This is a genomic window from Sphingomonas daechungensis (genome assembly GCF_014489495.1).
Taxonomy (GTDB): domain Bacteria; phylum Pseudomonadota; class Alphaproteobacteria; order Sphingomonadales; family Sphingomonadaceae; genus Sphingomicrobium; species Sphingomicrobium daechungense.
On sequence record NZ_CP060780.1, the window covers coordinates 886,428 to 912,159 of the forward strand.

General features: G+C 60.5%; 31 protein-coding genes, 1 tRNA gene and 1 pseudogene. 18 read left to right on the plus strand and 15 right to left on the minus strand.

Annotated elements, in window-relative coordinates; genetic code table 11:
• Positions 1–24: 24 nt before the first annotated feature.
• On the plus strand, positions 25–282 hold the full coding sequence (locus H9L15_RS04655) for a type 2 periplasmic-binding domain-containing protein (RefSeq protein ID WP_187715339.1): 258 nt from the start codon (positions 25–27) through the stop codon (positions 280–282).
• A 362-nt stretch (positions 283–644) separates the two neighbouring features.
• On the opposite strand, the gene H9L15_RS04660 is transcribed toward H9L15_RS04655, so the two are convergent.
• Positions 645–1,112, minus strand: coding sequence for a tyrosine-type recombinase/integrase (locus H9L15_RS04660; protein ID WP_262984914.1), 468 nt, complete (start codon positions 1,110–1,112; stop codon positions 645–647).
• 214 nt (positions 1,113–1,326) lie between these two features.
• On the opposite strand from H9L15_RS04660, the gene H9L15_RS17040 reads away from it, so the two are divergent.
• Positions 1,327–1,626, plus strand: a complete 300-nt coding sequence (locus tag H9L15_RS17040) for a hypothetical protein (protein ID WP_223276511.1) — start codon at positions 1,327–1,329, stop codon at positions 1,624–1,626.
• A 133-nt stretch (positions 1,627–1,759) separates the two neighbouring features.
• On the opposite strand, the gene H9L15_RS04665 is transcribed toward H9L15_RS17040, so the two are convergent.
• Positions 1,760–2,389, minus strand: coding sequence for a TetR/AcrR family transcriptional regulator (locus H9L15_RS04665; RefSeq protein ID WP_223276512.1), 630 nt, complete (start codon positions 2,387–2,389; stop codon positions 1,760–1,762).
• 194 nt (positions 2,390–2,583) lie between these two features.
• Between H9L15_RS04665 and H9L15_RS17045 the strand changes: the two genes are divergently transcribed.
• The 7 genes and pseudogenes from H9L15_RS17045 (at position 2,584) to H9L15_RS04690 (ending at position 8,030) form a co-directional block, all read left to right on the plus strand.
• A complete protein-coding gene (locus H9L15_RS17045) occupies positions 2,584–3,039 on the plus strand; it encodes an outer membrane factor lipoprotein domain-containing protein (RefSeq protein ID WP_223276513.1) in 456 nt (151 codons plus the stop codon).
• The gene (locus tag H9L15_RS18600; protein WP_262984915.1) at positions 3,021–3,641 is read left to right on the plus strand and encodes a TolC family protein; all 621 of its coding nucleotides are present in this window, start codon (positions 3,021–3,023) and stop codon (positions 3,639–3,641) included. The genes H9L15_RS17045 and H9L15_RS18600 overlap by 19 nt, the downstream gene beginning before the upstream one ends.
• Positions 3,575–3,937, plus strand: coding sequence for a TolC family protein (locus H9L15_RS18605; protein WP_262984916.1), 363 nt, complete (start codon positions 3,575–3,577; stop codon positions 3,935–3,937). The genes H9L15_RS18600 and H9L15_RS18605 overlap by 67 nt, the downstream gene beginning before the upstream one ends.
• A 29-nt stretch (positions 3,938–3,966) precedes the next feature.
• A pseudogene (locus H9L15_RS04675) lies at positions 3,967–5,141 on the plus strand (HlyD family secretion protein).
• A complete protein-coding gene (locus H9L15_RS04680) occupies positions 5,141–6,676 on the plus strand; it encodes a DHA2 family efflux MFS transporter permease subunit (protein ID WP_187715342.1) in 1,536 nt (511 codons plus the stop codon). Before H9L15_RS04675 ends, H9L15_RS04680 begins: the two are co-directional and overlap by 1 nt.
• A gap of 413 nt (positions 6,677–7,089) precedes the next feature.
• Positions 7,090–7,878, plus strand: coding sequence for a hypothetical protein (locus H9L15_RS04685; protein ID WP_187715343.1), 789 nt, complete (start codon positions 7,090–7,092; stop codon positions 7,876–7,878).
• Positions 7,875–8,030 (plus strand): hypothetical protein, encoded by a 156-nt coding sequence (locus tag H9L15_RS04690; protein WP_187715344.1) that lies wholly within the window; start codon positions 7,875–7,877, stop codon positions 8,028–8,030. The genes H9L15_RS04685 and H9L15_RS04690 overlap by 4 nt, the downstream gene beginning before the upstream one ends.
• A 767-nt stretch (positions 8,031–8,797) precedes the next feature.
• Here H9L15_RS04690 and H9L15_RS04695 read toward each other — a convergent pair.
• The 5 genes from H9L15_RS04695 to H9L15_RS04715 all read right to left on the minus strand — a co-directional run bounded on the left by H9L15_RS04695 (position 8,798) and on the right by H9L15_RS04715 (position 12,201).
• Complete coding sequence (locus H9L15_RS04695; protein WP_187715345.1) at positions 8,798–9,202, minus strand: energy transducer TonB; 405 nt, start codon at positions 9,200–9,202, stop codon at positions 8,798–8,800.
• A 118-nt stretch (positions 9,203–9,320) separates the two neighbouring features.
• Positions 9,321–9,551 (minus strand): hypothetical protein, encoded by a 231-nt coding sequence (locus H9L15_RS04700; RefSeq protein WP_187715346.1) that lies wholly within the window; start codon positions 9,549–9,551, stop codon positions 9,321–9,323.
• A gap of 1,435 nt (positions 9,552–10,986) precedes the next feature.
• On the minus strand, positions 10,987–11,136 hold the full coding sequence (locus H9L15_RS04705; protein ID WP_223276514.1) for a hypothetical protein: 150 nt from the start codon (positions 11,134–11,136) through the stop codon (positions 10,987–10,989).
• Between the two features lie 421 nt (positions 11,137–11,557).
• Complete coding sequence (locus H9L15_RS04710) at positions 11,558–11,779, minus strand: hypothetical protein (RefSeq protein WP_187715348.1); 222 nt, start codon at positions 11,777–11,779, stop codon at positions 11,558–11,560.
• 53 nt (positions 11,780–11,832) lie between these two features.
• Positions 11,833–12,201, minus strand: coding sequence for a hypothetical protein (locus tag H9L15_RS04715; RefSeq protein WP_187715349.1), 369 nt, complete (start codon positions 12,199–12,201; stop codon positions 11,833–11,835).
• A gap of 424 nt (positions 12,202–12,625) precedes the next feature.
• Between H9L15_RS04715 and H9L15_RS04720 the strand changes: the two genes are divergently transcribed.
• Entirely contained in the window at positions 12,626–12,973 is a 348-nt protein-coding gene (locus tag H9L15_RS04720; protein ID WP_187715350.1) for a hypothetical protein, read from the plus strand.
• A 1,468-nt stretch (positions 12,974–14,441) separates the two neighbouring features.
• Here H9L15_RS04720 and H9L15_RS20175 read toward each other — a convergent pair.
• Together H9L15_RS20175 and H9L15_RS04730 are read right to left on the minus strand one after the other, a co-directional pair.
• A complete protein-coding gene (locus H9L15_RS20175) occupies positions 14,442–14,615 on the minus strand; it encodes a Flp family type IVb pilin (RefSeq protein ID WP_187715351.1) in 174 nt (57 codons plus the stop codon).
• A complete protein-coding gene (locus H9L15_RS04730; RefSeq protein WP_187715352.1) occupies positions 14,587–15,426 on the minus strand; it encodes a site-specific integrase in 840 nt (279 codons plus the stop codon). The genes H9L15_RS20175 and H9L15_RS04730 overlap by 29 nt, the downstream gene beginning before the upstream one ends.
• A gap of 76 nt (positions 15,427–15,502) precedes the next feature.
• Here H9L15_RS04730 and H9L15_RS04735 point away from each other — a divergent pair, with 76 nt between their 5' ends.
• The gene (locus H9L15_RS04735; RefSeq protein WP_187715353.1) at positions 15,503–16,078 is read left to right on the plus strand and encodes a hypothetical protein; all 576 of its coding nucleotides are present in this window, start codon (positions 15,503–15,505) and stop codon (positions 16,076–16,078) included.
• A 636-nt stretch (positions 16,079–16,714) separates the two neighbouring features.
• On the opposite strand, the gene H9L15_RS04740 is transcribed toward H9L15_RS04735, so the two are convergent.
• The 4 genes from H9L15_RS04740 to H9L15_RS04750 all read right to left on the minus strand — a co-directional run bounded on the left by H9L15_RS04740 (position 16,715) and on the right by H9L15_RS04750 (position 18,384).
• Positions 16,715–16,879 carry a hypothetical protein gene (locus H9L15_RS04740; protein ID WP_187715966.1) on the minus strand — a complete coding sequence of 55 codons (165 nt, stop codon included), beginning with the start codon at positions 16,877–16,879 and terminating at the stop codon, positions 16,715–16,717.
• Between the two features lie 52 nt (positions 16,880–16,931).
• Positions 16,932–17,510 carry a tyrosine-type recombinase/integrase gene (locus H9L15_RS17050; protein WP_223276515.1) on the minus strand — a complete coding sequence of 193 codons (579 nt, stop codon included), beginning with the start codon at positions 17,508–17,510 and terminating at the stop codon, positions 16,932–16,934.
• 29 nt (positions 17,511–17,539) lie between these two features.
• On the minus strand, positions 17,540–18,154 hold the full coding sequence (locus H9L15_RS17055) for a tyrosine-type recombinase/integrase (RefSeq protein WP_223276516.1): 615 nt from the start codon (positions 18,152–18,154) through the stop codon (positions 17,540–17,542).
• A gap of 138 nt (positions 18,155–18,292) precedes the next feature.
• Positions 18,293–18,384, minus strand: a tRNA-Ser gene (locus H9L15_RS04750).
• Positions 18,385–18,750: 366 nt separating this feature from the next.
• Between H9L15_RS04750 and H9L15_RS04755 the strand changes: the two genes are divergently transcribed.
• Both H9L15_RS04755 and H9L15_RS17060 read left to right on the plus strand, forming a co-directional pair.
• The gene (locus tag H9L15_RS04755; RefSeq protein ID WP_223276517.1) at positions 18,751–19,281 is read left to right on the plus strand and encodes a L,D-transpeptidase family protein; all 531 of its coding nucleotides are present in this window, start codon (positions 18,751–18,753) and stop codon (positions 19,279–19,281) included.
• Between the two features lie 782 nt (positions 19,282–20,063).
• Positions 20,064–20,351, plus strand: a complete 288-nt coding sequence (locus tag H9L15_RS17060) for a VOC family protein (protein ID WP_223276518.1) — start codon at positions 20,064–20,066, stop codon at positions 20,349–20,351.
• 48 nt (positions 20,352–20,399) lie between these two features.
• Here the strand turns inward: H9L15_RS17060 and H9L15_RS04765 are convergent, their stop codons facing one another.
• Positions 20,400–21,038: an aldose epimerase family protein gene (locus tag H9L15_RS04765; RefSeq protein ID WP_187715791.1), complete on the minus strand. Its 639-nt coding sequence runs from the start codon at positions 21,036–21,038 to the stop codon at positions 20,400–20,402.
• Positions 21,039–21,409: 371 nt separating this feature from the next.
• Between H9L15_RS04765 and H9L15_RS04770 the strand changes: the two genes are divergently transcribed.
• Complete coding sequence (locus H9L15_RS04770) at positions 21,410–21,730, plus strand: hypothetical protein (protein ID WP_187715354.1); 321 nt, start codon at positions 21,410–21,412, stop codon at positions 21,728–21,730.
• A 28-nt stretch (positions 21,731–21,758) separates the two neighbouring features.
• On the opposite strand, the gene H9L15_RS04775 is transcribed toward H9L15_RS04770, so the two are convergent.
• The gene (locus tag H9L15_RS04775; RefSeq protein ID WP_187715355.1) at positions 21,759–23,066 is read right to left on the minus strand and encodes a family 1 glycosylhydrolase; all 1,308 of its coding nucleotides are present in this window, start codon (positions 23,064–23,066) and stop codon (positions 21,759–21,761) included.
• A 143-nt stretch (positions 23,067–23,209) separates the two neighbouring features.
• Between H9L15_RS04775 and H9L15_RS04780 the strand changes: the two genes are divergently transcribed.
• From H9L15_RS04780 to H9L15_RS04795, 4 genes are all read left to right on the plus strand, one after another.
• Positions 23,210–23,911 carry a 2-dehydro-3-deoxygalactonokinase gene (locus tag H9L15_RS04780; protein ID WP_187715356.1) on the plus strand — a complete coding sequence of 234 codons (702 nt, stop codon included), beginning with the start codon at positions 23,210–23,212 and terminating at the stop codon, positions 23,909–23,911.
• Positions 23,794–24,096 (plus strand): 2-dehydro-3-deoxygalactonokinase, encoded by a 303-nt coding sequence (locus tag H9L15_RS18610; RefSeq protein WP_187715357.1) that lies wholly within the window; start codon positions 23,794–23,796, stop codon positions 24,094–24,096. Before H9L15_RS04780 ends, H9L15_RS18610 begins: the two co-directional genes overlap by 118 nt.
• Before the next feature lie 196 nt (positions 24,097–24,292).
• Positions 24,293–24,526 (plus strand): beta/alpha barrel domain-containing protein, encoded by a 234-nt coding sequence (locus H9L15_RS19385; protein ID WP_317617585.1) that lies wholly within the window; start codon positions 24,293–24,295, stop codon positions 24,524–24,526.
• 192 nt (positions 24,527–24,718) lie between these two features.
• Complete coding sequence (locus H9L15_RS04795) at positions 24,719–25,648, plus strand: Gfo/Idh/MocA family protein (RefSeq protein WP_187715358.1); 930 nt, start codon at positions 24,719–24,721, stop codon at positions 25,646–25,648.
• Positions 25,649–25,732 lie beyond the last annotated feature (84 nt).

Sequence of the window (25,732 nt, forward strand, 5' to 3'; positions counted from 1 at the left end):
AGTCGTCCTGGTCCGCGCGACCACATGCCTGAGTACCATACCCTGATGATCGTGTCGGGAAGCGACGAGAGCCTCTCCGCCTTCGAAGTTGAGGCCCGTCGCTGTGGCGTTCCGGTCATCACGCGGGTTCCAAACAAAGACGGTGGAACATGGGTTCGAGTGCAGGGTCCGATCTCCACTGACGACGTGCTTGCGCAGTATGATTGCGCCAAGAGATGGATAACGTCCCACCCGGCCGAGTTGCAGGCAGTCGGAGATGAGGCCGGAGACCTGTGGGATTAGCTTAGTGTCCGCTTTCCACCCAAATCGGCCGCTAAGACCGATCTGCACTTCTTGAGCCAGAGCCCGCAGAATGGCCGCCACTGGGCTTCGCAGGGCCGAAAGTCGGATACGCCCGGAGGCGCTCAGAAACCGCCTCAGCGAGCCTCCTGGCGGCCTCATCGGCCTTGGATGCGTCGCGACCTGCCAAGTCGTTCCGCACCCCCTGCGGATCAACCGGATGGCTAGGTAAGCCAAGGCCGCGACCTCTTCGCGTTCCAACCGTCGCCACCCCCGGCCGCCGTTGTCGGAAGGATCTTCGAGTCGCATTCGGGCTTGATGGTACAAAAAGGGAACATCTAACTAGATGCTTTGAGGTGGTGGCCTCAAATTTCTAATGCTTCCGATAGCGCCAGCGCGTCGTCCAGTTCGACGCCCAAGTAGCGAACCGTGCTTTCCAGCTTGGTATGGCCGAGAAGTAGCTGGCAGGCCCTGAGGTTGCCGGTCTTGCGGTACAGCATCGCGACCTTGGTTCTCCTGAGGCTGTGAGTGCCAAAGGCGGCCGGCTCCAGCCCGATCAATGCAACCCAGCCTTTGACGAGCCGGAAGTATTGGCGGGTCGATAGGTGAGCAGTCCGATCCATGCGGCTGGGGAAAAGCCAGGCGTCGGGTTCGCCGCGTCGCACTTTCAGCCACTCGACTAATGAGCGGCGGGTCTGCTCCGTGATCTCGAATTGGACGGGTTGGCCGGTCTTCTGCTGAATGACGATCGCCCGACTGCGAACGGCACCGGTCGCAATGATGTTTGACAGCCTAAGCGAAACGACGTCGCAGCCGCGAAGCTTGCTGTCCACGGCTATGTCGAACAGCGCCAGGTCTCGGAGCCGGTTCGCAATCTGTAGTCTAACGCGAATAGCCCAAACGTGCATCGGCCGGAGTGGCTGCTTGGCTCCCACGATGGCATGCGGGCGGTCGGTTCATGGTTCGCTCCCTGATTAGGAGCGGTGTTCAACGGCTAGCGGCGGGTTTGGGTGGAAAGCGGACATGGGAACGGCTTAGAGCGCGACGATGGACCACACATCGGATGCCATCCTAAGCCACATACTTTCGGTTCTAAGAGAGATTGCCGGACGCGGTGCCGCGGTAGACGCTGATATGCTTATCGGCGCGGAACTTCGCATTACCGGCTGGGACAGCATTGACCTTCTTGAACGGCTGGAAAAGGACTACAGCATCGATCTGCGTCCATTTGCTGATGCGCGGTCGACGACACGGCAGGGGTGGTTTCGGACTCGGACTATCGGCGGTGATGCGACCGCTCGGGAGCTTGCCCACCACATAGCCTCGCTGCTTCGGGAACGTTCCTAGGGTAGGAACGGGTCGAAGGCGGCCGCGGCAGGTTTGGGTCGAAAGCCGTCGCGGCAAGTTTGGGTGGAAAGCGGACTCTATGCGAGCCTGCTTCCGAAGCTGCGTTTGGCAGCTGCAATCACTCTTGCGGACGTCAGCTCCCTGACCCACCAGCGCGTGACTCGTCGGTGCCGTAGAGCTGCAGGAAGGCTTCAGCAGCCAAGGTAGACGATTTCTTGAGAAGCTCCGGATCCGGGCCGTCGATTGCTCCCAGAAGGCGCTTTTCGAACATGTCCCACTCGTTGAGACCCTTCCAGTGCATCGCCACCACCCACGGGTCCGCGCGCTTCAGTAGGCCTTCGTCCATCATCAACGCGAAGCGCCTGGCAAGGCGATCCCACGCAGGACCCAAGACCCGCTCGAAAAACTCCTTGCCGACAGGAGAGTCTGCCGGCTGTGTCGCAACCATCCTGACATTTGCGATTGGCACCGGTGAGAGCCGGCGGGTCATGTAGGCGATACCAAGCTTGATGAGCCCGTCCCGGAGATCGCCGGAAGACAGGAACTCGTTCATCAGGCGGTCGGCCTCGTCCGTCACGTCGTAAAGTAGAACCGCGGCCAGGAGCTGCTCCTTGGATTGGAAGTAGCCGTAGAGCGTGGCTTTCGACCCGCCGAGACGCTCTGCGATCATCGACATCGACGTCCGTTCGAACCCGTGTTCGTGAAACAGCTCGGCAGCAACGTCGACGATCTCGCGCTTTTTTTCTTCAGTCCTGACACGCACCAACGTGCAAACTCCCGCAAATACAAAACCGTACATTACAGTTCATTTTACCGTTGACAAGCCTCGACTCGTAAACTAAACCGTACCGTACAGTTACAAAACAGGGATTTGTACAGATGACGCGGCTTTCAACTGCGCGGAGCATCCGCGCGGCAATGCTCTCGGCTACCCTTTTTACGAGCGCTTGTGCCTCAGTGCCCAACCTCGGCGCGATGCCCGAAATGGCAGCGCCGGCGGACTTTGCGGCGGCGCGGTCGCTCAGGACGAGCGAAGGCGCAACGTGGCCGGTAGATGGCTGGTGGCTTCGTTACCGCGATGCCCAGCTTACCCGCCTGATCGACGAGGCACTCATCGGCTCGCCTGACCTCGAGGCCGCTGCGGCGCGGATGCGCACCGCCGAAGGGTTCGCCCAGCGGGCAGGCGCGGCGCTGAAGCCGTCAGTCGATGGGTTCGCGCAGCCGGAACTTGCCAAGCAGAGCCAGAACCAAAGCGTCCCAGCGGCGATGATCCCGAATGGCTGGAACGACAGCGGTTCGCTTGGGCTCAGCTTTTCCCTGGACCTCGACCTCTGGGCAAGAACCGCGCTGCCTTCCGTGCCGCGAACGCCGACGCGGATGCCGCCCGCTTCGAAATGGACGAGGCCCGGCTAGCGCTGACCACCGGCCTCGCGTCGACCTATGCAGAGCTGGCTTCGCTTTACGCCCAGCGTGACACGCTCGAATTCGCGCTGAAGATCCGAACCGAGACGGCAAGGCTGGTCAATCAGCGTACTGCCATCGGCCTGGATACCCGTGCCGAGCTGAAGCAAGCCGAAGCACGTATCCCCCAGACGCGGGCGGACATCGAGGAAGTCGATGAGGCCATCGCACTCACCAAGAATGCCTTGGCTGCACTCGTCGGCTCAGGTCCCGACCGCGCAATGGAGATCGAGCGTCCGGTGCTCGGTGCGCTTCAGGCGCAGGGAATCCCGGCAAACGCTTCGGTCGAGCTGATCGCCCGTCGTCCCGACATTGCCGCCGCCCGTGCGCGCGTCGAGGGCGCGAGTGATCGCATCAAGGAAGCGAAAGCGGCCTTTTACCCCAACGTAAATTTGAGCGCGCTGATTGGCTTGTCGTCCTTCGGGCTCGGCAATCTGTTTTCCAGCGGCTCTGGAATTGGAAGCGTGAGCCCGCGGTTTCCCTCCCCTTGTTCCACGGGGGCGCGCTCCAAGGCCAGTACCGCGGTCGACGCGGTCAATATGACGAGGCCGTAGCCCTCTACGATGGCCGCGTCATTGAGGCGTTGCACGAGACGGCCGATACCGTGACGAGCCAGAAGATGCTCGTCTCGCGGCTGGCGAACTCGCGCCGCGCGCTGGCCGACTTTGAAGAGGCCAATCGCCTCGCGAGACAGCGCTACGAGCACGGCCTGTCGACCTACCTCGATGTGCTCTCCGCCGAAGAAGGCGTCCTCGAAGCTCGGCTCAACGTCGCGCAGCTCGAGACGCGTGCCTTCACCCTCGACGTGCAGCTGATCCGCGCCCTTGGCGGCGGCTTCACGGCTGCCTGACTCCAACTTTCGAAACAGGGAATATGACAATGGCTGATAGAGATCCGATCAAATTGCAGAAGGCCGAACACCTCGAGGAGGTCGTCGTGCCGGACGCGGAGAAGACGGCGGACGCGCTGCGAAAGTCGCGCCGGACAAAGGTGCTGCTGGCGCTTGTCGCTGCAAAGCTCGCGATCGGCGGCGGGTGGTACATGCTCCACGACAGCGGCTCGGTCTCGACCGATAACGCCTATGTCGCGGCAGACTCCGCCCAGGTCACGCCGCTGGTCTCGGCAGCGGTGACTGATGTTGCGGTGGTCAACACGCAGGTTGTCCGAAAGGGGCAGGTTCTTCTTCGCCTTGACGACAGCGATGCAAGGCTTTCGCTTGCCAAGGCCGAAGCCGAGTATTTCAAGGCACGGCGCCAGTTCTCGCAGACGGCCGCAAACAGCGGATCGCTTGCGGCGCAGATCAATGCCCGTGAGGCGGATGTCGGCCAGGCACAAGCGCAGCTCGCTTCCGCCAAGGCCAGCTTAGACAAGGCGCGGATCGATTTGGGCCGTCGTTCGGAACTCGCATCGTCGGGGCCGTATCCGGCGAAGAGCTGACCAATGCGAAGAATGCTTATTCGACCGCGCAAGCGAACCTGGTCCTTGCTCGGGCGGGTGTCGCACAGGCGGCTGCCACGAAGGGCGCGGCTCGCGAGAGCTGGGCGGCCAACCAGGCACTGATCCTCGGATCGACGATCGACACAAGTCCCGAGGTCGCGGCGGCAAAGGCCAAGCGCGACCAGGCACGTCTCGATCTTCAGCGCACAATCATCCGCGCGCCGATCGACGGTGTCGTCACAAACCGGCAGGTGCAGGTCGGCCAGCGCATCAGCGCCGGCTCTCCCGTGATGACGATCGTGCCCGTCGCAAGCGTCTACGTCGATGCAAACTTCAAGGAAGGCCAACTCAAGAAAGTCATGCCCGGCCAGCCGGTCGAATTGACTTCGGACCTGTATGGTGACGACGTCGTCTACCACGGCACGGTCGCCGGCTTCTCGGGCGGCACGGGGTCCGCATTCGCCCTGATCCCTGCGCAAAACGCCACGGGCAATTGGATCAAGGTCGTTCAGCGCCTGCCGGTTCGCGTGACGCTGGATCCCAAGGAGCTCGCCAAGCACCCACTGCGCGTCGGCCTCTCGATGGAGGCCAAGATCGACACGTCCGGAGGCAAGTGATGTCGTCCGTTGAAAACCCGATGCCGGCAATGGGCAAGGGAACGCTGATCCTCGCCTGCTTCGTGCTGGCCTTCACAAACTTCATGGTGGTGCTGGATACGACGATCGCCAACGTGTCCGTCGCGCACATCGCGGGCGGACTCGGTATCTCGTCGAGCGAGGGCACGTGGGTCATCACATCCTATGCGGTCGCGGAAGCCATCTGCGTTCCGTTGACCGGCTGGCTCGCCCGCAGGTTCGGTACGGTTCGCGTCTTTGCGTTTGGGATGGCGGGCTTCGGCGTATTCTCTTTGCTGTGCGGGATGGCGTGGAGCCTCGGCTCACTGGTGGCATTTCGGATAGGGCAGGGACTGTGCGGCGGACCACTGATGCCGATCAGCCAGACCTTGCTCCTTCGCATCTTCCCTAAGGAGAAACACGCGCAAGCCACGGGTATCTGGGCAATGACGACAATCGTCGCTCCGATCTTGGGCCCCATCCTTGGCGGGACGATCTCCGACAACTGGGGCTGGCACTGGATCTTCTTCATTAACATTCCGATCGCGGCCATCTGCGCGACCGGGGCCGTCATCCTGCTACGCAACGCGGAGACGAAGGTGGAGAAGGCGCCGATCGACACGATCGGGTTGATGCTCCTCGTCCTCTGGGTCGGATCGCTTCAGTTGATGCTGGACCTTGGCCGCGAGCACGACTGGTTCGGCAGCGATTTCATCGTCAGCCTGGCGATCATCGCCGCGGTTGGCTTCAGCTTCTTCACCGTCTGGGAGCTGTTCGACAAGGATCCTGCCGTGAACCTCAAGGTCTTTCGGTACCGCGGCTTCACGGTCAGCGTCATCGCGTTGGTGTTCGCCTACGGCACCTTCTTCGCCAGCCTAGTCGTCATCCCGCAGTGGCTGCAGAGCTCGCTTGGCTACACGGCCACCTGGGCAGGTTATGCGACCGCGTTCAACGGTGTCGCCGCCGTGATGATGGCGCCAGTGGTAGCCAAGCTCTCGACGCGGTTCGACGAACGTATCCTCGTGTCGTTCGGAATCCTTTGGCTGGGCGGCACATCGCTGATCCGCGTGTTCTGGTGGACCAGCGATTCCGACTTCTGGACGCTTGCATTGCCGCAACTGATCCAGGGCGCCGGAATGCCGTTCTTCTTCGTGCCGCTGACCACGCTCGCCTTGGGCGCGGTCCGCGAGGACGAAGTGGCCTCGGCCGCGGGCGTCATGAACTTCCTGCGCACGATGTCGGGGGCCGTCGCAACGGCGATCGGCACGACCCTGTGGTACGACGGCGCTCAAGGTACGCGGGCTGAGCTGTCCGGCGTCCTCAACGGCGCCGGAGCGACCATGCAGTCGCTGGAGGCTCACGGCTACACGGTCGAGCAGTCACGCCAGGTCGTGAGCCAGCTTGTCGATGGGCAGGCCACGGCTCTCGCCACCGGATCAATCTTCACCCTCGCGGCAATCGTGTTCGCCGCAGCTGCGTCAATCGTCTGGCTCGCCCCGCGCCCCAAGCACGCGGTCGCAGCGGGCCATGCTCACTAGGAGAAAGGAAGTGTTGGATTTGATGTTTGCCGCTGCTGTGTCTGGCATGCGGATAGGTGCCGAGCAGGAAAGCTCCGCGCCGGCAATCGGCCTTCGCGCCGAAAGCGATGGACAGTCGAACGAAGACGGAAACCATGCGCACGATTGGCGTCCCGATGTGTCCTTCGAAGATGACGAAGACTGCCCGATCTTCTTCCAAAGGGAGATCGGCGGCGTCGGTACATTCCGGGTCGGCCCTCAATGCGCCGACGACGGATTGCCCACGCCTTGTGATTCGAACGGGGGGTCCAGCCTCTCCGTTAGATGCGGACCATCACGGTGGTCCGTCCTGACCAAAGCGAACGACCCATCCCACCGGTCACCGGCCGGGCAAGAGAGATCGTGCGCAAAACACGAAGAAAAAGGAGTGAGAGATGCAAGACATTACCAGCGTGAAACCCTTGGCCGGGCTTCGTATCGTTTCGTCAGGCCTCGGGCTCGTCGCTGCCTTTGCAGCGCTGACGGTCTTTACGGTCCACGAGGCTGAAGCTCGTGGTCCAGGCGGCGCGCTCGGCGTCAAAGGCGGGACCTTCTCCCGACCCAGCGGAAGCCGCCTCGGTCAGCACAGTGGCAGCAGGCCTCAGCGGACTAGCGCACAAGAGCCGCAAACCGGTTCGTCGACCGGCGCGAGCCGGAACGCGCAGGCAAAACGCGGAAACGGCAACAGTACGACCGCAACGAACACCGGCAACAACAGGGCCGGCGCCATGAACACCGGAAACGCCAATTCCGGCGTCGTTGGAAGTGGCAACGGCAATACGAACGTCGTGAACAACGGCAACGTTGGGTCCGGAAACGTCAACACCGGCAATGTCGCCGTCGGCAACGACGTCGACGTGAACGTGAATAGCGGATGGGCGGGCTATCCAGCTGGGACGGGAGCGGCCTATGCGACTGGGGTCGCGGTTGGAGCAACCGCGACGACGGTTGCAGTCGGCTCTTACCGCTCAACCCTTCCAGCCAGCTGCTATCCATACACCTACGGGACAAGCCGCTACTATTCCTGTGCCGGCACCTGGTACCAGCAGACCTACAATTCGGGTTCGACCGTCTACGTCGTCGTATCCGACCCACGAGGAAATAACCCTGCGCTCGCCGCTTTCGCGGCGCTCGCACTCATTGCCAACTCAACCAAAAATCAAACGACGAAGGAACGAACATGATCAACTTGGACTATTCGGGAAAGCGCCGCGGCACGGATGTCGGACGCGCTCTTGCACGGCTAATTGTTGCCGCAACAATTGCCATTAGCGGAGCGGTGCTGGCGGCCGGAGATGGCTCGATTGCATCGGCTTTGCGCAGCGCATTCAGCTAGATCCGGGAACGAGGAGGGGCGGCCCAGTCCAGGCCGCCCTTCGTCCTCCGGCGAGAAGCGTTCGGCACTCTTAATAGGCAGTCAACGCACGAACTGGTTGTAATGCTTGTTGGGCGCTAGTGGCAGAAATGGGTCGGAAACGGTCGCGGCGGGTTTGGAAAGCCAACATTGAATTGACCCCATCAAATGTAGGACCGTGCTCTCATAATGCTCTTGCTCACCATTGCGGTTGGTGTGACCGCACCTAGCGCTGCCAGTGGCCCTTCAGGCGCGGAGCTTGCCGCCGCGCTGCAAGCTGCCCCCAGGTCGCAGGACCTGTAAGTTTCAGGACGGACACCATCCGCTCTCTCCGCTGCCGAGCGTTCGAGGAAGAACCAACTGAGTATCGCTGCCGCTTCAAGGCGTGGGATGCTCAGGGCCGCTGGAAGCGGCACTTGGTCATCGTCGCGCTGGACAAGGATAAATGGGTACTCCTGTCGCTCGACTAGGCTGGGGCTAATCTCCGGAACCGGTCGAAAGCGGTCGTTGGCGCTTGCTCAGATCGCGTTGAACGAAGTGGTTCGCAATCGCTACGGCAGTCTACTTCTTCGAGACCTTAACGTCAGCGTTTTGAACCGACCGTACGGCGTAGCCATTCGGTCCTGCGGCGGCTGTGGCTCTGTAGCTCTCAATCACTGCCTGACAGGCCACAGCGACCAGTTCTGGCCGCTCGTTTTCAGGATATTCCGCGCAATCAGAAACGCGACCGTTTTCATCGACGGCGAACATCACCTTGGCGTAGCCCGACGAACGAGCCCTTTGGGAATTTGGTCTACCTTAACCGTAAGGTCAGGCGGCCTGAGGTTCGGAGGCGGATCATCTCCGACCGCCCATGTCACTCCGGCTCGGAAGACACCCTGGACGGGTGATCCGTCGGTCCACTTTGCCGGTGCCAGCTTCGCACGCTTTTTGATGATGTTGCAGGACAGGCTGTCGAGGTACCTGTCACTGCTGCTGATCTCGACGTCGCAAGCCTGAATTGAGCCGTCGGGCTTCACAGTCACGCGGTAGGTGAGCCAACGCGTGATCCCGTTGATCTGGTGGTAGGCAGGCATGTCATCGGGCGACCACCATTTGAGGAAATCGATGGGAACCGGAGCGCTCAATTGAGCGGCAAGTGCAACCCAGATCATGCGCTCAAGTTTGCACTGGTTTCAGCCATTGTCGATATGCGTCAGCTTCCAGCTTCCAGCTTCTAATGTCCGCTTTGGGTTGAAAGCTAGCGCAGCAGGTTTGGCTGTAAAGCGGACCCTACGATGGGTCCGCCTTCATGACTCTATATTCTTCAACGCTCGCCGGAGCGGCACGCATGAAAGTGACGATCGCTGCGACGCCAACAAGAATGTCCACGGATCGCGACCCCGTCCCAAAACCAACGACGACCACGATGATCACAACTGCGCACGCGAGTGCGAAGAGGTTCAGAAACAATCTGCGCCTGTGATACTGGAAATGGCTGAGCTGCCTGGCATTCAGCTGCATCAGATGGCCCCTACAAATCGAGCGACAGGATAATGCCGTGCCGACTGGCTTCAATCCCTCTCAGTCAGCATTTGGGTCGGGCCGTCGCGGCAGGTTTGGGTGGAAAGTTAACATCAGAGCCGAGCGAACCCGTACCAAACGAAGCCCACGCTCAGTGCAAGGTAAGAGAGCATGACAATCCAAAACAGTGCCGGTTTCTGACGGCGGCTTGGACCGCCCGCCCAGCCCAGGTGACGCCCGAGCGAACGGACATCCAAATCAGCCAAATCCAAACCGGCGCGATGAGAATGCCGAGAAAACCCATCGCGTTCTTATAAATGCTCGCCACAGTCGGTATGTGCGCGTTCATCCGATGTCCGCAATGGGTGGAAAGCGGACATTTAGCGAGCCATGCGATACTCTGACAGGCGATGACATTCGACCAAGGGATAGCTGCGGCGCTCGCTTCGATGTGGGTCTTGATACACCTTCAATGGATCCACATTCTGACTCACAAGTCCCTCCGCGAATATTGGCTCGGAGGCGGCCGTGAGTTCTTGTTCTCAAAACTACTCTTTATAGGGGCGCTTGCTGCCTGTGCATTGATGGCGCTCATCCCTTCCTGGGCGGGCGGGATCGGCTTCTTTTCGTTGTGTCTGATGCTTGGCCATAGCTTAACAGCCTCGATTGACCTTCGTCCCTAAATCCGCAGTGGTTCGAACGCTGTCGCGGCAAGTTTGGGTGGAAAGCTGCCGTAACTAAACGCCGCCGCCAAACCCGAGAAAATAAGGGAAGAAGGCCAGCATCGCGGTTCCAGAAAGACACCCAGCAATGCTGGGCGTCCCGCGCCACGATTACAAAGCCAAGCGCAAACGACGAGCGTCGCTGCAATTAGCAGTGGGTAGATAACTAAGAACCGAATTTGGGCGCTGCTTGGGTAACCCGGGACATGTTGGGACACGACGCCTTGAATGAGGCTAAATCCGATCAACGCAAGGACGAGCCAAAGGACGACCGCTACGCCGACGAAGATATTCGCGCCCTCACGCACCCTGCTTACTGCGTTGATGAATGGCTGCAATGGTCGAACGCTGACGCGGCAGGTTTGGGTGGAAAGCTGACACTCAGTCGGCGACAGCAACCGCCGTCATTCTCTCGCCCTCGCTTAACTTCCTGCTCTCACAGCGGACAATCGAGCCGGGATCAAATGCCCACTCTTCGTCGTCTGGCACGTCGCCTTCAACCCGATAAGTGTCAGCGGTTAGAGCAGTAGCTTCAACAGGACGCCAAACGTCCACGCCTTCGTTCAACAGAGGCATGTAGATGGTCGCCATGCTTCATCGTGCCAGCGCCCAATTATGTCCGCAATGGGAAAGCGGACCATCTCCCCGTCGCCACGATCACATTCAATCGTCCTTCGGTGGCGGAGGACCGATCATCCACGACGTACCCAAATCTACGGCGTTGGAAGTGGACCGCAGTGCCAGTCCGTCACCAGCACGCCAAAGAGGATAAGACCGGCATAGAGCAGGAAGTTTGTCCCGGTCGTCACGCCGAGCGTGAAAAGCAGCAACGAGGCCGCGAAGAGCGAGAGAAATATGGCCAAGCCTCTCATGCGCTCAGGCTATCGCATACGAGAATGAGAGCAATCCTTTGCTGTTGCTTTCAGGCACTCCGCTAATGTCCGCAATGCGTGGAAAGCGGCCGTTAGCGCGGCTGTTCAGCGCATTGATGGTCGTCCGGCGAGAATCCTTCCCGACCGTCGATCAAGACGGCGCCACCATGGCACCGCGCGTCGGCTGTGTTGGCCGTATCGGAACGAGCATCCCATTGGACAAAGTCCCTTGCGTAGGCTTTCGCACGCCGTTCCGAAGCCGAAACACAACCGCACAGCGAAGCGCATAGAGTGAGTGTCACAACGCGGTGTTCCATGCGAAGAGACCAGCGTTGCTTCTAATGACCGCAATGGGTCGAAACGGTCGCGACGGGTTTGGGTGGAATGCTGACATTGGAAGGCAGCGCAGTCGTCAGCGATGATTGCGCCGATAGTCGATGCTGTCGGCTTTGCGCTGAGCCGCGCTTCTCAGTGCAATCCAAACCAGGGTCGCCGCGACGAAAGTGGCAACCCACAACCATCTACCTTCAATCAGGGGCGCGACGATGAAGTTATAGATCCACAGGGCGGCGACAATTGCCATTATGAGTACGGCGATCGCCTTGCTCCACCAAGCTGCTGGTGCCGAGATCATGTCGTAGTTTTTCGTTCGTCTGGTTGGATGTCAACTTGGATGGAGAGCTGCCATCAGGCCAAAAGAGCACCGTCGTGAGCGTAAACCGTGAGTTTGCGGTCCTCATCAAGAATGACACGCGAAATGGCACGACCGTAGACGAGCTCGTCCCGGCTGAATGGATGCTCAGCGAGCGTCCGCGAAATGGCTTCTCCATTCGGCAATTTGCAATTGACGGTGACGGTCAGCTCGGTTGGCGAATGCGCGTAAATAGCTAGGCAAGCAGGCTCGCCGGCTGACCGCCTCAACTTGTCCGTCCGAACATAGGTGTAATTGTGTTCGGCGAGACGCTGCTTCAGCGCCTCAACCTGTTCGCCATCAATGCCGAGTTCCGGGGCTCCAAGTGCGATCGCATTGACCAGCCACTCAGCGAAAACTGCCAAACGGTCAGCGCCCGGTGCTTTGTAAGCCGCGAAGGGAAACGTAAGCTCCACCAGGCGTGTGCCGGGAGCGTCCGGCGGCGACGTTTTGAAAACGCCTTCCTCGCGTCCCAGCCAGCAAAAAACCTTCCTGTAGGGAGCGTCTCGCCGCCGCAAGAACTCGGCAAGCAACGAGGCCGTCGAGTTGTGCAGCAGCTTATCTACCGATGCCGCTGCCTCCGCAGGCTCGCTGTTGGAGTGCCCGAAATCTATCCAATCGAACTTGATGCCTCACCTCCGCTTCGGCCCAACTTTGCCGATGCTGTTAAGTCCGCAATGGGTCGAAATCAGACGCTTGGCTAGTGGCAGCTTTGGGTCGAAAGCGGACGCGGCCGGAACGGGTGGAATGAGCATTGCTTCGGCGAAGTTTTGACTACAGGATTGTCGCGTGAGCTTGTTCGCAGCACTTTTGCTGATCGCCGGAGCCGCTCCCTCGACCGCCGTGCCACGCGATATGCCCGACACGGTCGACGCCGTTGACGCCTATTTCGAATGGGAAGTCGCGATGTGCCGCGCGCTGATCGATGTCTGTGAGGCACCCGTCTTGCCGCTTGGCAGGGAAGCGGTAAGCGATCTGTCGTGCCGACCAAGCCAGGCCGGCAGAGCATGGTGCAGTTTCCGCACGCCCGGATCGATCTGCACCGCATATTTTGTCTCGGAGGCCGCCCACTGGACCACGCCCGTGCGGTCCGTCGAAGCAGCTTGGGTCCGGATGCCGACAATCGTTGGGCAGTAAGTTGGGCAGAAAAGGTCGGACTAAGTCCGGAGGTGAAATGCGATTAGGCGTTCTGCCACTGTCCTAAATATATCGGAACCCGTCGCGGCAAGTTTGGGTGAAAGCGGACATCAGAGCGTACCGCTCATCCGGCACCGTACGTTACGAAGTTCCGCTTGCTCACGTTCCGATGCCGTAGGAGCGCAAATAGCGAGTATATCATCTCGCACCGAGCAATTTGCGCCGTCAGCAGTCAACCTTGGCCCGGCGGCAGGTCGAGCGCGGCATCCTTTCCGGGCCGATAGTAGAAAAGCCTAAAATACGGAGGGCGTCCCTTTCCCTCTCCGCAAACCGCGTCGTTTGAGCGGCGCACATTCCGTACGTGTAGGGTGTCGGTGGATGCTTCGCGATACCTCTTGGATAGCACCGCGCGGGCCTCTGCATCTAAGGCGGGTTCGGTTGGCGAACATGACGAAAGTGCTGCTGACGCGCAGACGAGGAAACCAGTCCGTATCGCTAAAGCGGAAGTCAGCGCGGCTCGCCCGCGCATTGGTAATCGTCCGCCGAGTATCCCTCGCGACCGTCAAGCAAGACTGCATTCCCATTACACCGCGCATCGGCCGTGTTGGCCGCGTCGGATCTAGCGTCCGATTGCACAAAATCCCTCGCGTAAGCTCTCGCTCGCTGCTCCGAGGGAGATACACAGGCGCACAGCGACGAGCCTAGAATGAGTGCCACAAACCAGCGTTGCATGCGATGAGACTAGCAATGCCTCTAATGTCCGCAATGGGTCGAATACGGTCGCGGCAAGTTTGGGTGGAAAGCGGGAACTCTACTCGAAGGGTTCTAATGTCCGCAATGGCAAGAGAAGCGCATGGCAGACCGCAAAGTGATCTAGGAGATCCAGCGCAGCCCTGCCAGGTTACGAAGAGCGGCGGAAACTTGAACGCGCGCGTTCCCACGTAGATGCCGCCGGGCTCTTGGCGGGGTACGCCCACAAATTGAGGCACCGGGAACTCGCGGAAGCCTGGTGCCTTTCTCCCAACCGGGAGAAGAAATATGCCGCGCGAACTCATCGATACCGGAACACAGAAGCGCTACGTCCGAAGAGACAAAAAACACGTAGTCAAACAGCCTAAGGACGCCGGCCGGAGCTTGGCTCGGGATCAAAAGCGAGAATCGAATACAAGCACCAAGCGCGGTGAGGGCGATCAGAAAGTTCGACGAGTGGGCCTATATTGATGGTTTCACGGCCCAATCACCGAAAGCCTTGGACACCCGATGAATACACGAAGCTGCAAAGCATTACCGAATAAGGGCTGTCCGCTCGCGCCATAGCGCGGGAGATGGGTCGAACGGAGGAGGCAGTCTTCAACCGGGCAAGTCTCATTGGAGCAACCTTAAGGTGGCGCCAATAGTCGGGACCGGCCAGAAGCGGAAATTCACAGACTTCTTAGGTCCTCATCGGCTGCGTCCGTCGCGACCCTCTTCAGCCTCCGGATTTAGAGCGCGTTAGACACGTTGCTGAAGGTGCCCGTAGTTTGGTTCCGGTCGTGCGTAACGAGGCGATCGCCGCAACTGCGATAAGTGCCGCGAGAAGGCCGTATTCAACTGCTGTGGCACCACGGCTGTCGTTACAGACTCTTACAAAGCGCTTGAGCATAATTTGGCCCCTCTAAGCGAAATTGAGCGGCTCGAAGAGGTTCTCTGCCCAGCCCTCGCGGCGCGAAAACGCTTTCGGCCGTCAAACCCATCTCGGTCGCGGGAAATAGCGGATCGGCGGGGCCGCGGGTCAGGTCGGCACTCATCTCCACATACCAGTCCCGTGCGATCGACATAGATAGGTCGCTCACTGGCATCAGGGTGGTCCGAAAGGTCTTGCTGAATTTGGTCCGGACGTGGCGAGCGTCCTGATCGACGAAACCCTCGTCTATGTTCACGTCACCCAGCCGGAATGATGCCAGAGCCGCTACACGAGCCCCGGTTACGACCGCATAGGCGACCACAGCTCGATTGCGCCGCTCCAAGGCAGTTTCAACCGGCATCGCAGCCAGCGCGAGTTCAACCTGCGCAAGCGTGGGCACTCGCTTCTCGCGCCTCGCATTGGCGATCGCGACATCCTTGTCGCTGAGGTTGAAGTAGTCGGCGTCGGAATAGGCGATGTGCGATTTGAACCCTTGCAGGTGAGCCAGCCAGAAGAAGAAAGCGTGCAGGTCTCGGAGTATCGAGTGGACCGTCGCCTTGCTCAACCGTTCGCCGGTTCGGGCATTCAGGGCTTCCGCGAGCCTCTGCTTAAAGGCGACCGCTTGCCGGCGGTGGAAGGACCTAAAATCTCTCCGCCTCGTCGACTCTTCGAACCGATCAATGGACTTCAGCACCCGATCCACCGTGCTTGGGTCGCGGCGCATCGCCTCCTCAAGGTAGAGGACGTACTCGCGCTTGATTCGCTCATTTTTCGCGTTGGGTTTGGTCATGCTGCGGCCTGCCTTTCAGGATCACAGTTCAGGGAGGGAGAAGGGTCCCAATTAGGCGTAGCTGTCGGTCCGCGAATTGGACCTCGACGCCGGGCATCTTGGCTTCCAGGTCCGCGCGGCGGATCTTCCGATGCATGACCGTCTCGCAAGTTTCGCAGAAGGCTTTCAGGTTGCCTCCTTTTTGAGTCACCAAGACGTATTCAACGAAGCCAAGTGCTGGCCGTCGCGGCTCTCGGCAACTGAAACAGTAGAGCTTGCCTGGTCCACAGGGCTGCTTCCGTTTGGCGTTCCTTTGCTTGAGGAACTCGCGGACGACAGAGCCGTGGAAGAGGATCGGTTTGGAACTGTCGATTGGCTCGAGCCCGGCCGTTCGCCAGTTCAGCACTGTGTTCTTGTGAACGCCGCAACAGGTAGCGAGCTGAGTAGTGTCGTAGTTCCGGTTGAGCTTGACTACGTTCGGGTTTACCCGGCGCTTTGCCATTCCGCCACCTCAGTTTTGAGAGTCGACGAGGCGGCGAATCGAAGCCGTTTTAATGAGGGTCCGGCGACCCAGCTTGAAGATCTCAAGCCGGCCGTCGCCGATCATCGCATAGATTCCCCAATCCGCGAAACGCTCCACGCTGCCAATCCTGAGAACTATGTTCCGGCTTAGTGAAGTTTTCCCAGAACCAATCCGGGATATTCCACTCACGCTCTTCGAGGCTCCAACTAGTGAAGCCTGACGACGACTTCTGCATCAAGGCCGCTCGTGCCGGCACAAATCCAAGCTTACATTTATCGAGTAGCGCCGGACCCGCAGCAACGGGGTTTGCTCCAAGCTCCTCGTACATAAACTGTCGCGCCGCCACGGCGGACAGCCAGCTGGGATCTCCGACAACGGAAAGGTTGCGGGCTAGCTTGAACCAGCTTTCCGCGCTGAGCATGTCGCGCAGGCCGTCGAAATCGAACTCGACCCGTAAGCTCTCAATTCGAAAGTTTTGTTGATCCAGGTCGAAAAATCCCCGCGCTCCCAATCCTGCTCGAGCGCGTCATGTCCTTCGGCCCACCAAAACTCGCGAGGAACTAGAGCGAACTGAGCCTCTCCGCGTTCGCTCACAAATAGCCTGGCTCGACTGTTGAGTAGGCCGGCGTGAGCACGCTTGGTAATGGCAAATCTCGCTTCGCGTTTGTCGCCATCCGCTGCCACTGCCGCCAAGGCCTTCGAGGTCGGAATCCAAAATTCGGGCATAGCTGGCCGACTACAGCAACTGCTGCTGCGAACCCGACGTATCCTCGCGTTTCGCGCGCTTTACGCTCGCGGGGCGTCGGCGCCGTCGCCGACTTTCGACTTGAACAGGATGTAATTGGCGTTCGAGTTGAACGGCAGGTCGAGGTAGATAAGGTCGACGCTCTCGCTCGCGATATGCTCGCGCAGAACGTCGAGATTGTCGCCGTAGAACAGCTTGTTGGTCACGCTAACTCCCGCCCGAGCCACACAAGCGTAGCAAGGCGGCAACCGGAAGCAACTAGACGGCTTCCGCCAACCGGATAATGTTGGCTTGCGAACCGGTGCAATACGAAGCCCACGCCGGCATGAGCTTTTGTTTCCGCTGCTCGAAGAAGGTCGTTCGTCTGTAGGCGCTTTCGGTGCGATTGGGATTGGTGTGGGCAAGCGCAGCCTCCGCCCAGGCGTCCGCGAAGCCAGTCTCCGCCGCCCAATCGCGGAAGGACGATCGGAAACCGTGAACCGTATAGTCCTTGCCTTCATTGATCCGCAGCACCTTGGCAAGTGTCGCGTCGCTCATCGTTCCTTTCAGCCCTGGAAAGACGAGATCATTCGGCTTGTGAGCGACTGCCTCCCGGAGTTTGCCCAATATCTCGACGGCCGCAGGTGCGAGCGGCACAATGTGCAATCTTGCTGTCTTTGTGTTTTCGGGAGGAACACGCCACTCGCAGCCATCCAAATCGACATCCCGCCATCGCGCCTTGCGGACTTCACCGGATCTAGCCGCAGTCAGGATCAGGAACCGAAGCGCAGCCCGGCCGATGGAGAACTCGCCCTCGGCCAGACTGGAAACGAACTCCGGCAGGCTCTTGTACGGCATCGCGGCGAAGTTGGACCCTTTAGGCTGCTTTATGCCCCCATCAGCTGGTTGAGCGCCCGCATCGGAGCTTCACTCTTTCGCCATCCTTTGCCGTGCGCATAATCGAGGACCACGCCGATACGCTGGCGAACGCGCCGGGCCGTCTCGCCCTTGGAAAGCCAGATAGGAAGCAGGACCTTCTGAATTGCAGGCGCGTCGATTTCGTCGACGGATAGGCTGCCTAATGCCGGGAAGGCATACGTCTTCAGCGTGTTGAGCCATTGCTCGCCGTGCTTCCCGTTGCGCCAGCCTTTGGAAACCTGTGAGTGGTATTGCTCAGCGGCGCGTCGAAATGTCGGGATTTCCTCGTGGATGTGCCGCCAGACGGCGGATGGGTTCAAGCCAGCCTTCGCAATTTCACGACCGATCCGCGCCTTTTCTCGCGCCTCGCCCAGCGTGAGTGATCGTTTCTGTTGAAGCGGAATTTCAACAGGGACGGCCTCCGGCACGAAGGTCCCAAGGCCAAAGTCCTGCCGCTTCCCATTGTACTGGACTCGAAGGACCCAGGATTTGGTCCCGCTAGGCTTTACGAGGAGATAAAGGCCTTTCCCGTCGGAGTGTCGCCCGGGCTTGGCGTTGCGTGCTTGGGCGACGGTCAGCGCCATGGCAGTTCCCTCAACAGTTACCCCTTTATGGCGCGATTGCACGCGAACGTCAACGACCGTCGGCGCACGGAATCCACCTAAGTAACGTCAGGATTCTAACGATTTTTGGACAATCGCGAATGATTGCGAATAAGTAGCTGGCGGAGACGGAGGGATTCGAACCCTCGGTACGGGAATCCCCGTACGGCGGTTTAGCAAACCGCTGGTTTCAGCCACTCACCCACGTCTCCGGAAGCAGCGCTAGGCGGCGGCCTATATAGTCAGCCTCGGCATCCTTCAACCGCCCCTTCCATTCCGCCAGGCATCTCAAGCCGCAGCGATCCGAAACCGCGGATGGAGAAACTGGAGCCTGGTCAGATGGTGCGAATGTCTTCGTTGCGCTAGTAGGTCGCCGCAGCCGGGGGCCTGTTCGAAAGCAAACCTGCCGAGGTAAAGATGAGACGGCTGATTGCATTACTGGTCCTGACCTGCGCCGCCGCTTCGGCGTCCGCGCGAGCTTCAGACGTTCAAACCATGCCTATCGAGTTAAGGGCGGCGACGCTCGGCCCCGGCCAATATGTCTGGGAAGCAAGCACTGCTCCCCCGGTGCCCTGTTCGTGGTCATCAATCTCACGTCGCAACGCGCCATGGTTTACCGGGAAGGCGTCCTCATCGGCGCCTCGACGATCTCTACCGGCAGCAAGGATCGCGAGACGCCGATCGGAATCTTCCCCATCCTGGAGAAGCAATTGGAGCATCGATCGAGCACCTACGACAATGCACCGATGCCATATATGCAGCGCCTGACCTCAAAGGGCGTCGCACTGCATGCGGGCAATTTGCCCGGTTACGCCGCGTCGCATGGCTGTATTCGCCTGCCGGTGGGCTTCGCCAAGCTGCTCTATGGAGCCACTCAGGTCGGCACACCGGTCATGATCACGGATTCAGCCCAGGTCGCCGAGCAGCAGCGCAGAATGGACGAATTCGTGCGCGCCAATGACGAATTCGTTCGGCGGAGGGCGGAGCAGCGGGCAGCTGCGGACCGGGCGCTCGTCGAATTCGAAAAGGCGAAGGCGGAGCACGAGGAGGCCGTGCGGCGACACAATGCCGAAATGGCAAAGCTTCAATCGGGAGTCGTTCCGAAATAGCCCGTCGGCTATCCTTCAACAAAGCCGATTGCGGACCTCAGACCCCATGCAATAGCTTGGCTCCGCCGAGGCCATGCAAACCGCTGTCCGGAAGATCGCCGGCAGCGGAAGCTGAAAGGTCGAGGGGAGGACATTATGATGATGAGGCGCTTGGCACTCTGCGCCGGCGGGCTTGCGTCGGCTCTGGCCTTGGCTGCAGTGACGCCGCCGCGGAAAGCCCATTTGGTGCGACCGGCAATCACCGGAATCTCGCATCTCGCAGTCTATTCGAGCGATCTCGGGGCCAGTGAGCACTTCTACGTCGTGGTTCTGGGCGCCACCAAGGGCCCGGACCCGAGAACCCGCCGGCGCGCGTTACTATTTCAGCGAGCAGCAATTCGTCGAAGTGCTTCCCTCACCTGCCGGTCTCGGCCCGAGCAGGCTCGCCCACGTCGCGTACAATACAGCCGACGCGTCCGCGCTGCGCGCGTACCTGATTGCAAACGACGTCGCCGGCGCGAGCGAACTCCGGCGCGGGCCACAGGGAGTCTGGTTCTCGGTCAAGGATCCCGAAGGCAACGAGGTCCAGTTCGTGCAGCCCTCAAGCAAGGGCAATGCCGCAATGGCCGGAGCGATCAGCGGGCGGATCATCCACGTCGGCCACCTGGTTCGCGACCGCGCCAAGCAGGACCTTTTCTATCGCGACCTGCTCGGGTTCCGGCCGTACTGGTACGGCGCATTCAATCCCTCAAAGGTCGACTGGGTGTCCAACAGGCCCGGATGGACGCGACTGGCTCGAATATATGATGGTCGGTCCGGGATCGGACGTGCCGCTGGAGAAAGTCGATGCCAATCAGCTGGGCGTGCTCAACCATGTGTCGCTGGGCGTGCCCAACATGCAGACGGCGGTTACGACACTCTACCGCGAGAACCGGCTCAGCAAACGCCACGACGGCCCACAGATGGGGCTCGACGGTAAATGGCAGGCCAATTTCTACGATCCCGACGGGACGCGCATCGAACTCATGGAGTTTCAGCCCGTCATGAAGCCGTGCTGTTCAGAATTCACTGCGGAAAGCCCCACGCAATAATGAGGAAGCCGGAGTGGCGACTTACCGGCGCCTGGATCGGTCGCTGCATTATATTGCTCGCACGTCGATCCGCATGTCGAGGCACATCTGCTCGCCGGGCTCGAGGATGCGGATTCCAAGGGCAAGCCAGTCCGTCTCCGGCTCATTGAGCGCGGCGTTCGCGTGGCTGACCGGCTCGGCCACGAAGACTCCACCGCTCGCGGGCGAGTAGATCTGGAAGAAGCGGGCTTCGGGCGACGACAGCTCGATCTCAAACAGCCAATCGGGATCGGTGATCAGGGCGCGCCCGCTCCAGTCTGCGAATCCGTTGTCAAGAGCCTGCCCGCAAATCAGGCGGTCCTTGAGATCGTAACGGCCCGTGGCCGGGAGCTTGGCGACCGGGAGGACCTTGTCATCGATCGTCCACACAAAGCCGACGCCAGTGTCGATCCGGGTCTGAGGCCCGCACTGGAAATAGGGATGCTGGCCCAGTCCGCACGGCATCGGCTCACCGGATGTGTTGGTGCAGGTCAGCCTCACATCCAGCACTGAGTCAACGAGCCTGAAGTCCTGCTGCGCTTCGTAGGCCCAAGGCCATTCCCCGGGCTCGTGCCGGTATGAGAGGACCGCCGAGGATCCATCGACCTCATCCGCTGTCCAAGGGTTCAGCCACCCCTGCCCGTGCAGGGGACTCGGATCGCCAGCCATGTTCGGCTCCAGGCGAATCTCCCTGCCCGAAAGGCGAACGCGCCGCCCCGAATCCGGTTCACATAGGGGACGAGAGGAAAATTACCCGCCTCCAGAACGTTTTCGAGCGGGGTGAGGCTTTCACGCAATATTGAAACGGGACTTTCGGCTCCCAGATACGCGAGCCGTGAAATTACCCCGCCTATTGAGGGATTTAGCTGAAGCTCGAGCCTCGAGGACGACAAAGTCAGGAGAGTGGATGACATCGGATTTCTAAACCTCAGACGACCAGGAATTCACAAGTCGGCAACTTCGCTGGGGATAAGCTGACAAATAAAGTTGCGCACGGAATCAGGCGCTTGGTAATTTACCCCGGGGTCCGGGAGAGGAACATGGGTAGACGAGTCAAAGATTTTATCGAGATCAGCGAGTACACTTCGCTCGATCAGCTGATCAACTCGCTCACGGCAATCCGGGACAGCCTGCCGACGGAAGCCGAGCCCGAGCTCCGGATGAAGGGCGACGATGTCTTCGGGCGCCGCCTCTCGATCAGTTACCTTCGCGATTTGAATGCCGAGGAAGCGGCTTGCGAGGCTCGCTACGGCGCCGCCGACCTGCCGGCCCCGGATGCGGAGATCGAGAAGCTCCGGCACCAGCTCGACGGCGTCGACTTCGAACGCGAAGATCGCCGCCGCATTCGACGCGTAGCCTAGCTCACCAACACCGCACCGCCGCGGATTCTCACGCCGACGCCTGCCCCTCGCCGGGCGCGCCAAGATCCACTTCTTCCTCGTTCAGCCTCCGCCGGGCCTCTTCCTCCTGCTCGCGGGCGCTGGCGAGCTCGTAGTGAGACGGCGGGACGATCGGCACGACGAGGCACAGGCTCGACGCGGGTAGCACCTCCCGCCAGTCGCGGATCAGGCGTTTGTAGGCGCGGCCGACATTGCGGATGTTGCGATCGAGGTCGAACAGCCCAAGCGCGTTCACATTGCCGTTCTTCTCACGAAGCGCCGTGTCCCAATCGATTTGGTCGATCAGCGAATACCAGGTGAAGCCGACGGTCGGGATGCCGACGTTGCGCAGGCGAAGGACGTTGGCCCATTCCTTCCACAGCCAGTGCACGGCTTCGTCGCCAACCGGACCTTCGACGAGGTTGGTCTCGGTGTGCATGATCGGAAGGCGGTAGCGATTGTAATATTGCCGCGTGATCTCGGTGTAGCCGAAGACTTCGCCGCTCGCGGTCGTGTGTCCGTTCTCGAAGACGCGATGCTCGTTGGTGCGATAGTAATCGTTGCCGAGGATGCAGTGCTGCTTGAGCCGGTTGTGAAGGAAGAAGTGATACTCTTCCTTCGTCATCCCGTTATCCAGCAGATACTCGTACATCTCACTGTCGACCCGGCGGCCGTAGTTGAGGTCGAGGCTGAGGAAGCGCCGTGAGTTGAGCACTTCCGCCTGATGGATGGCGGCCGGGCTGTCGGCGTGAAAATATTCCGACGATTCGGACTGAATGAAAATCGCGTCGGCGCGGTGCTTGAGGATTTCGAGCATCGCCAGGACATTGGCTTTGACGATGTGCTTGAGCGCGGTGACGAACCCGAGGTCCGTCTTCAGCTGCTCGTTCCACCAGCCGTACTTGGCGGAGAACATCGCGCAGATGAACATCTCGTTGACCGGCGTGTAGAGCTGCACCCAGGGGTAGCGCTCGGCGAAGGCTGCCGCGTACCGCGCGAAGAGAACCGGGAAATCGGGGTTCTGGAAATTGCCGATCCAGTCGGGAACGCCGAAGTGGCAAAGGTCGATGATCGGCGTGATGTCGCGGCGCTTCAGCTCCGTCAGCGTGATATCCGCGAATTCCCAGTCGTACTTGCCGGGGCCGAGATACGTCTTGTGGAGAGGCGGACCATAGCGAAGGAAATTGATGCCGATTTCCTGGACGCAGTCGAAATCCTCGCGCCACCTTTCGTAGTGGCCGCAGACCTCCATCTCGTCGACGCGCGTCCTGCCATTGTCGATGGTCGGGATGCTGTTCTCTATCCCGGTCGCGAACATGAAGTTGGCGATGTTTCAGTCTCCCTCGGACGCCGCTCACGCCGATATTCTATTCAGGGAACAGCTTCTGTCCCGGCCTGCCCGAATAGAAAACCGCGGGAGCAATGTCGCGTTCCCGCCGTTTTCGATAACGAAGAGAACGCATGGCCTGGAAAGACGGATTCATTGCGGTCGATTGGGGCACGACCAATCGACGCGCCTACCTCATAAATTCCGACGGCCTCTGCGCCGACGAGTTCGAGGACGGGCAGGGAATCCTGTCCGTCCCGGCCGGCGGGTTCGGCAATGCCGTCGCGGAGATTCGCCGACGCCTGGGCGACAAGCCGTTGCTGTTGGCAGGGATGGTGGGATCGAACCGTGGATGGGTGGACGCGCCGTATGTCCCCGCCCCCGCCGGGCTCGATGATCTCGCGCGAGCGCTCGTGTGGCCGGAGCAAGGTCGGATCGCGCTAGTGCCGGGGGTGTCCTTCCTTTGCGACGGCGATGCGGACGTCATGCGCGGCGAGGAATTGCAGCTTCTCGGCGCTCTCGCTGCAGGCCTGGTCTCGCCCGATGCGCTCGTCTGCCATCCGGGCACGCACAACAAATGGGTGGTTCTGCGTGAGGGACGCATCATTCGCTTCCGAACCGTGATGACCGGCGAACTGTTCAACGTGCTTCGCGAGCACAGCATTCTCGCCGATCTTATCGGCGGGACCGTTGAGGGGGTCGTGCGTTTGCCGTGGGCGTGCGCCGTGGTCTTTCGGGCGATTGCCTCACGTCCGAGCTGTTCAAGATCCGCGCACGCATCCTCCTTGGCGAGGCCGAAGCGAGCGACGCACCGTCCTATGCAAGCGGGCTGTTGATAGGCACTGACGTGCGCGCCGGCCTCGGCGAGAGTGATGAGCAGGACATCGTCGTCATGGGTCGGCCGGAACTGACGAAGCTTTATTCGGAGGCCATACAGATCGCCGGCAGGACGCCCCACGAGGTCAATGGGGAGCAGGCTTTCCTCGCCGGAGCGAAGGGGATCGCGGAGTTGATTGAATGAGCGCAGTTGAAGACTTCCGCCGGTACTTCGCCGAGTGTCCGCTGGTGGCCATCGTCCGGGGAGTCACCCCCGCGGAAGCTGAAGCGATCGCAGGCGCCCTTTACAGGGGCGGCATTAGGATCATCGAAGTCCCGCTAAATTCCCTGATCCGCTGGAGAGCATCCGCATCATCGCCGCGAAGTTTGGTGACCGCGCATTGATTGGTGCGGGGACTGTGCTCGATCCGTCACAAGTGGCCGAGGTTGCGAATGCGGGCGGCCGGCTGATCGTTTCGCCGAACGCCAACACGTCCGTAATCGAAGCAACGGTGGCTGCGGGAATGGTCTCTTCGCCCGGTTACTTTACGCCCTCGGAAGCCTTCGACGCCATCCGCGCGGGGCTCATTCGATCAAGCTGTTCCCGGCAGAGGCGGCAACTCCCGCGGTGGTGAAGGCGCAGAAGGCCGTTCTCCCGCCGAACGTTCCGCTGATCGTTGTCGGCGGCGTTACGCCCGAATCCATCACAGGCTGGCTCGACGCCGGCGCAGATGGATTCGGCCTGGGCGGCGGCCTTTACAAGCCGGGACAGACCGAACAGGCCACGCTCGAAAAAGCGCGCGCCTATGTCGCCGCATTGGGGGACAATGAAGCCAATCCGGATTGCGATCATCGGTTTCGGCAAGATCGCCGAAGACCAGCATCTGCCGGCGATCTCGGCGAACCCGCGGTTCGAACTGGCTGCGACATCCAGCCGCACCGGCCATGGCGTCGAGCCAATCTTTGAGGATTGGCGCGAGCTACTGCAAAGCATCGAAGGTCTCGAAGCTGTCGCGATCACGACTCCGCCGTCCGTCCGTCACGAGATTGCGGCAGCTTGCATCGAAGCCGGCCTCCACGTTCTGATGGAGAAGCCGCCGACGTCGACACTTAGCGAGGTCGAGGATCTCATCTGCCTCGCCGAAGCGAAGGGCGTGACGCTGTTCGGAACCTGGCACTCACGTCACAATCCATCGGTGCCGATCGCCGCGCAGGCTCTCGCAGGGAAACGGATCGCCGAAATGCAGATCCGTTGGCAGGAGGACGTCCACAAATGGCATCCCGGGCAGCGATGGATCTGGGACGCCGGTGGGTTCGGCGTATTCGACCCGGGCATCAACGCCTTGTCCATCGTTACAGCCATCTTTCCCGGCTCGCTGTTCGTCCGCTCAGCCCAGTTGAGCGTGCCAGCCAATGCCGAAACGCCTGTTGCCGCCGAGATCGACTTCGCGAGCGACGTCGCCGACGGCCCACTCCACGCCAGCTTCGACTTCCTTCGAACCGACGGGGAAGAATGGACGATCGATATCCGGACCACTGACGGCCGCAGCATCTTCCTGAAGGAGGGCGGCGCCCGGCTGTTCGTCGATGGCGCCGAGCAGGATGTTTCGGGCCCTGGCGAATATCCGGACATCTATCGCGAGTTCGTCGACCTGATCGATCAGCGGCGGAGTTCCGTCGACGTGACTCCACTCCGTCTCGTCGCCGATTCCTATCTTGCCGCGTCCCACACCACAGTGGAGCCTATCACGAGCTGAAATTTGATGACCGTGCTTAACCCTTGTTATGTCCTGTGTCGCAGGCGTAATGAATTCAGTGGCTTCATCGTTCATGAGCCACTG

Excerpts from the sequence above, each read along its gene's own strand:
- H9L15_RS04655 (WP_187715339.1), top strand. The coding sequence starts at position 25 with ATGCCTGAGTACCATACCCTGATGATCGTGTCGGGAAGCGACGAGAGC.
- H9L15_RS17040 (WP_223276511.1), top strand. The coding sequence starts at position 1,327 with ATGGACCACACATCGGATGCCATCCTAAGCCACATACTTTCGGTTCTA.
- H9L15_RS18600 (WP_262984915.1), top strand. The coding sequence starts at position 3,021 with ATGGACGAGGCCCGGCTAGCGCTGACCACCGGCCTCGCGTCGACCTAT.
- H9L15_RS04680 (WP_187715342.1), top strand. The coding sequence starts at position 5,141 with ATGTCGTCCGTTGAAAACCCGATGCCGGCAATGGGCAAGGGAACGCTG.
- H9L15_RS04685 (WP_187715343.1), top strand. The coding sequence starts at position 7,090 with ATGCAAGACATTACCAGCGTGAAACCCTTGGCCGGGCTTCGTATCGTT.
- H9L15_RS04690 (WP_187715344.1), top strand. The coding sequence starts at position 7,875 with ATGATCAACTTGGACTATTCGGGAAAGCGCCGCGGCACGGATGTCGGA.
- H9L15_RS04695 (WP_187715345.1), bottom strand. The coding sequence starts at position 9,202 with ATGATCTGGGTTGCACTTGCCGCTCAATTGAGCGCTCCGGTTCCCATC.
- H9L15_RS04700 (WP_187715346.1), bottom strand. The coding sequence starts at position 9,551 with ATGCAGCTGAATGCCAGGCAGCTCAGCCATTTCCAGTATCACAGGCGC.
- H9L15_RS04710 (WP_187715348.1), bottom strand. The coding sequence starts at position 11,779 with ATGATCTCGGCACCAGCAGCTTGGTGGAGCAAGGCGATCGCCGTACTC.
- H9L15_RS20175 (WP_187715351.1), bottom strand. The coding sequence starts at position 14,615 with ATGCTCAAGCGCTTTGTAAGAGTCTGTAACGACAGCCGTGGTGCCACA.
- H9L15_RS04730 (WP_187715352.1), bottom strand. The coding sequence starts at position 15,426 with ATGACCAAACCCAACGCGAAAAATGAGCGAATCAAGCGCGAGTACGTC.
- H9L15_RS17050 (WP_223276515.1), bottom strand. The coding sequence starts at position 17,510 with ATGCCGTACAAGAGCCTGCCGGAGTTCGTTTCCAGTCTGGCCGAGGGC.
- H9L15_RS17055 (WP_223276516.1), bottom strand. The coding sequence starts at position 18,154 with ATGGCGCTGACCGTCGCCCAAGCACGCAACGCCAAGCCCGGGCGACAC.
- H9L15_RS17060 (WP_223276518.1), top strand. The coding sequence starts at position 20,064 with ATGATGGTCGGTCCGGGATCGGACGTGCCGCTGGAGAAAGTCGATGCC.
- H9L15_RS04765 (WP_187715791.1), bottom strand. The coding sequence starts at position 21,038 with ATGGCTGGCGATCCGAGTCCCCTGCACGGGCAGGGGTGGCTGAACCCT.
- H9L15_RS04770 (WP_187715354.1), top strand. The coding sequence starts at position 21,410 with ATGGGTAGACGAGTCAAAGATTTTATCGAGATCAGCGAGTACACTTCG.
- H9L15_RS04775 (WP_187715355.1), bottom strand. The coding sequence starts at position 23,066 with ATGTTCGCGACCGGGATAGAGAACAGCATCCCGACCATCGACAATGGC.
- H9L15_RS04780 (WP_187715356.1), top strand. The coding sequence starts at position 23,210 with ATGGCCTGGAAAGACGGATTCATTGCGGTCGATTGGGGCACGACCAAT.
- H9L15_RS04795 (WP_187715358.1), top strand. The coding sequence starts at position 24,719 with ATGAAGCCAATCCGGATTGCGATCATCGGTTTCGGCAAGATCGCCGAA.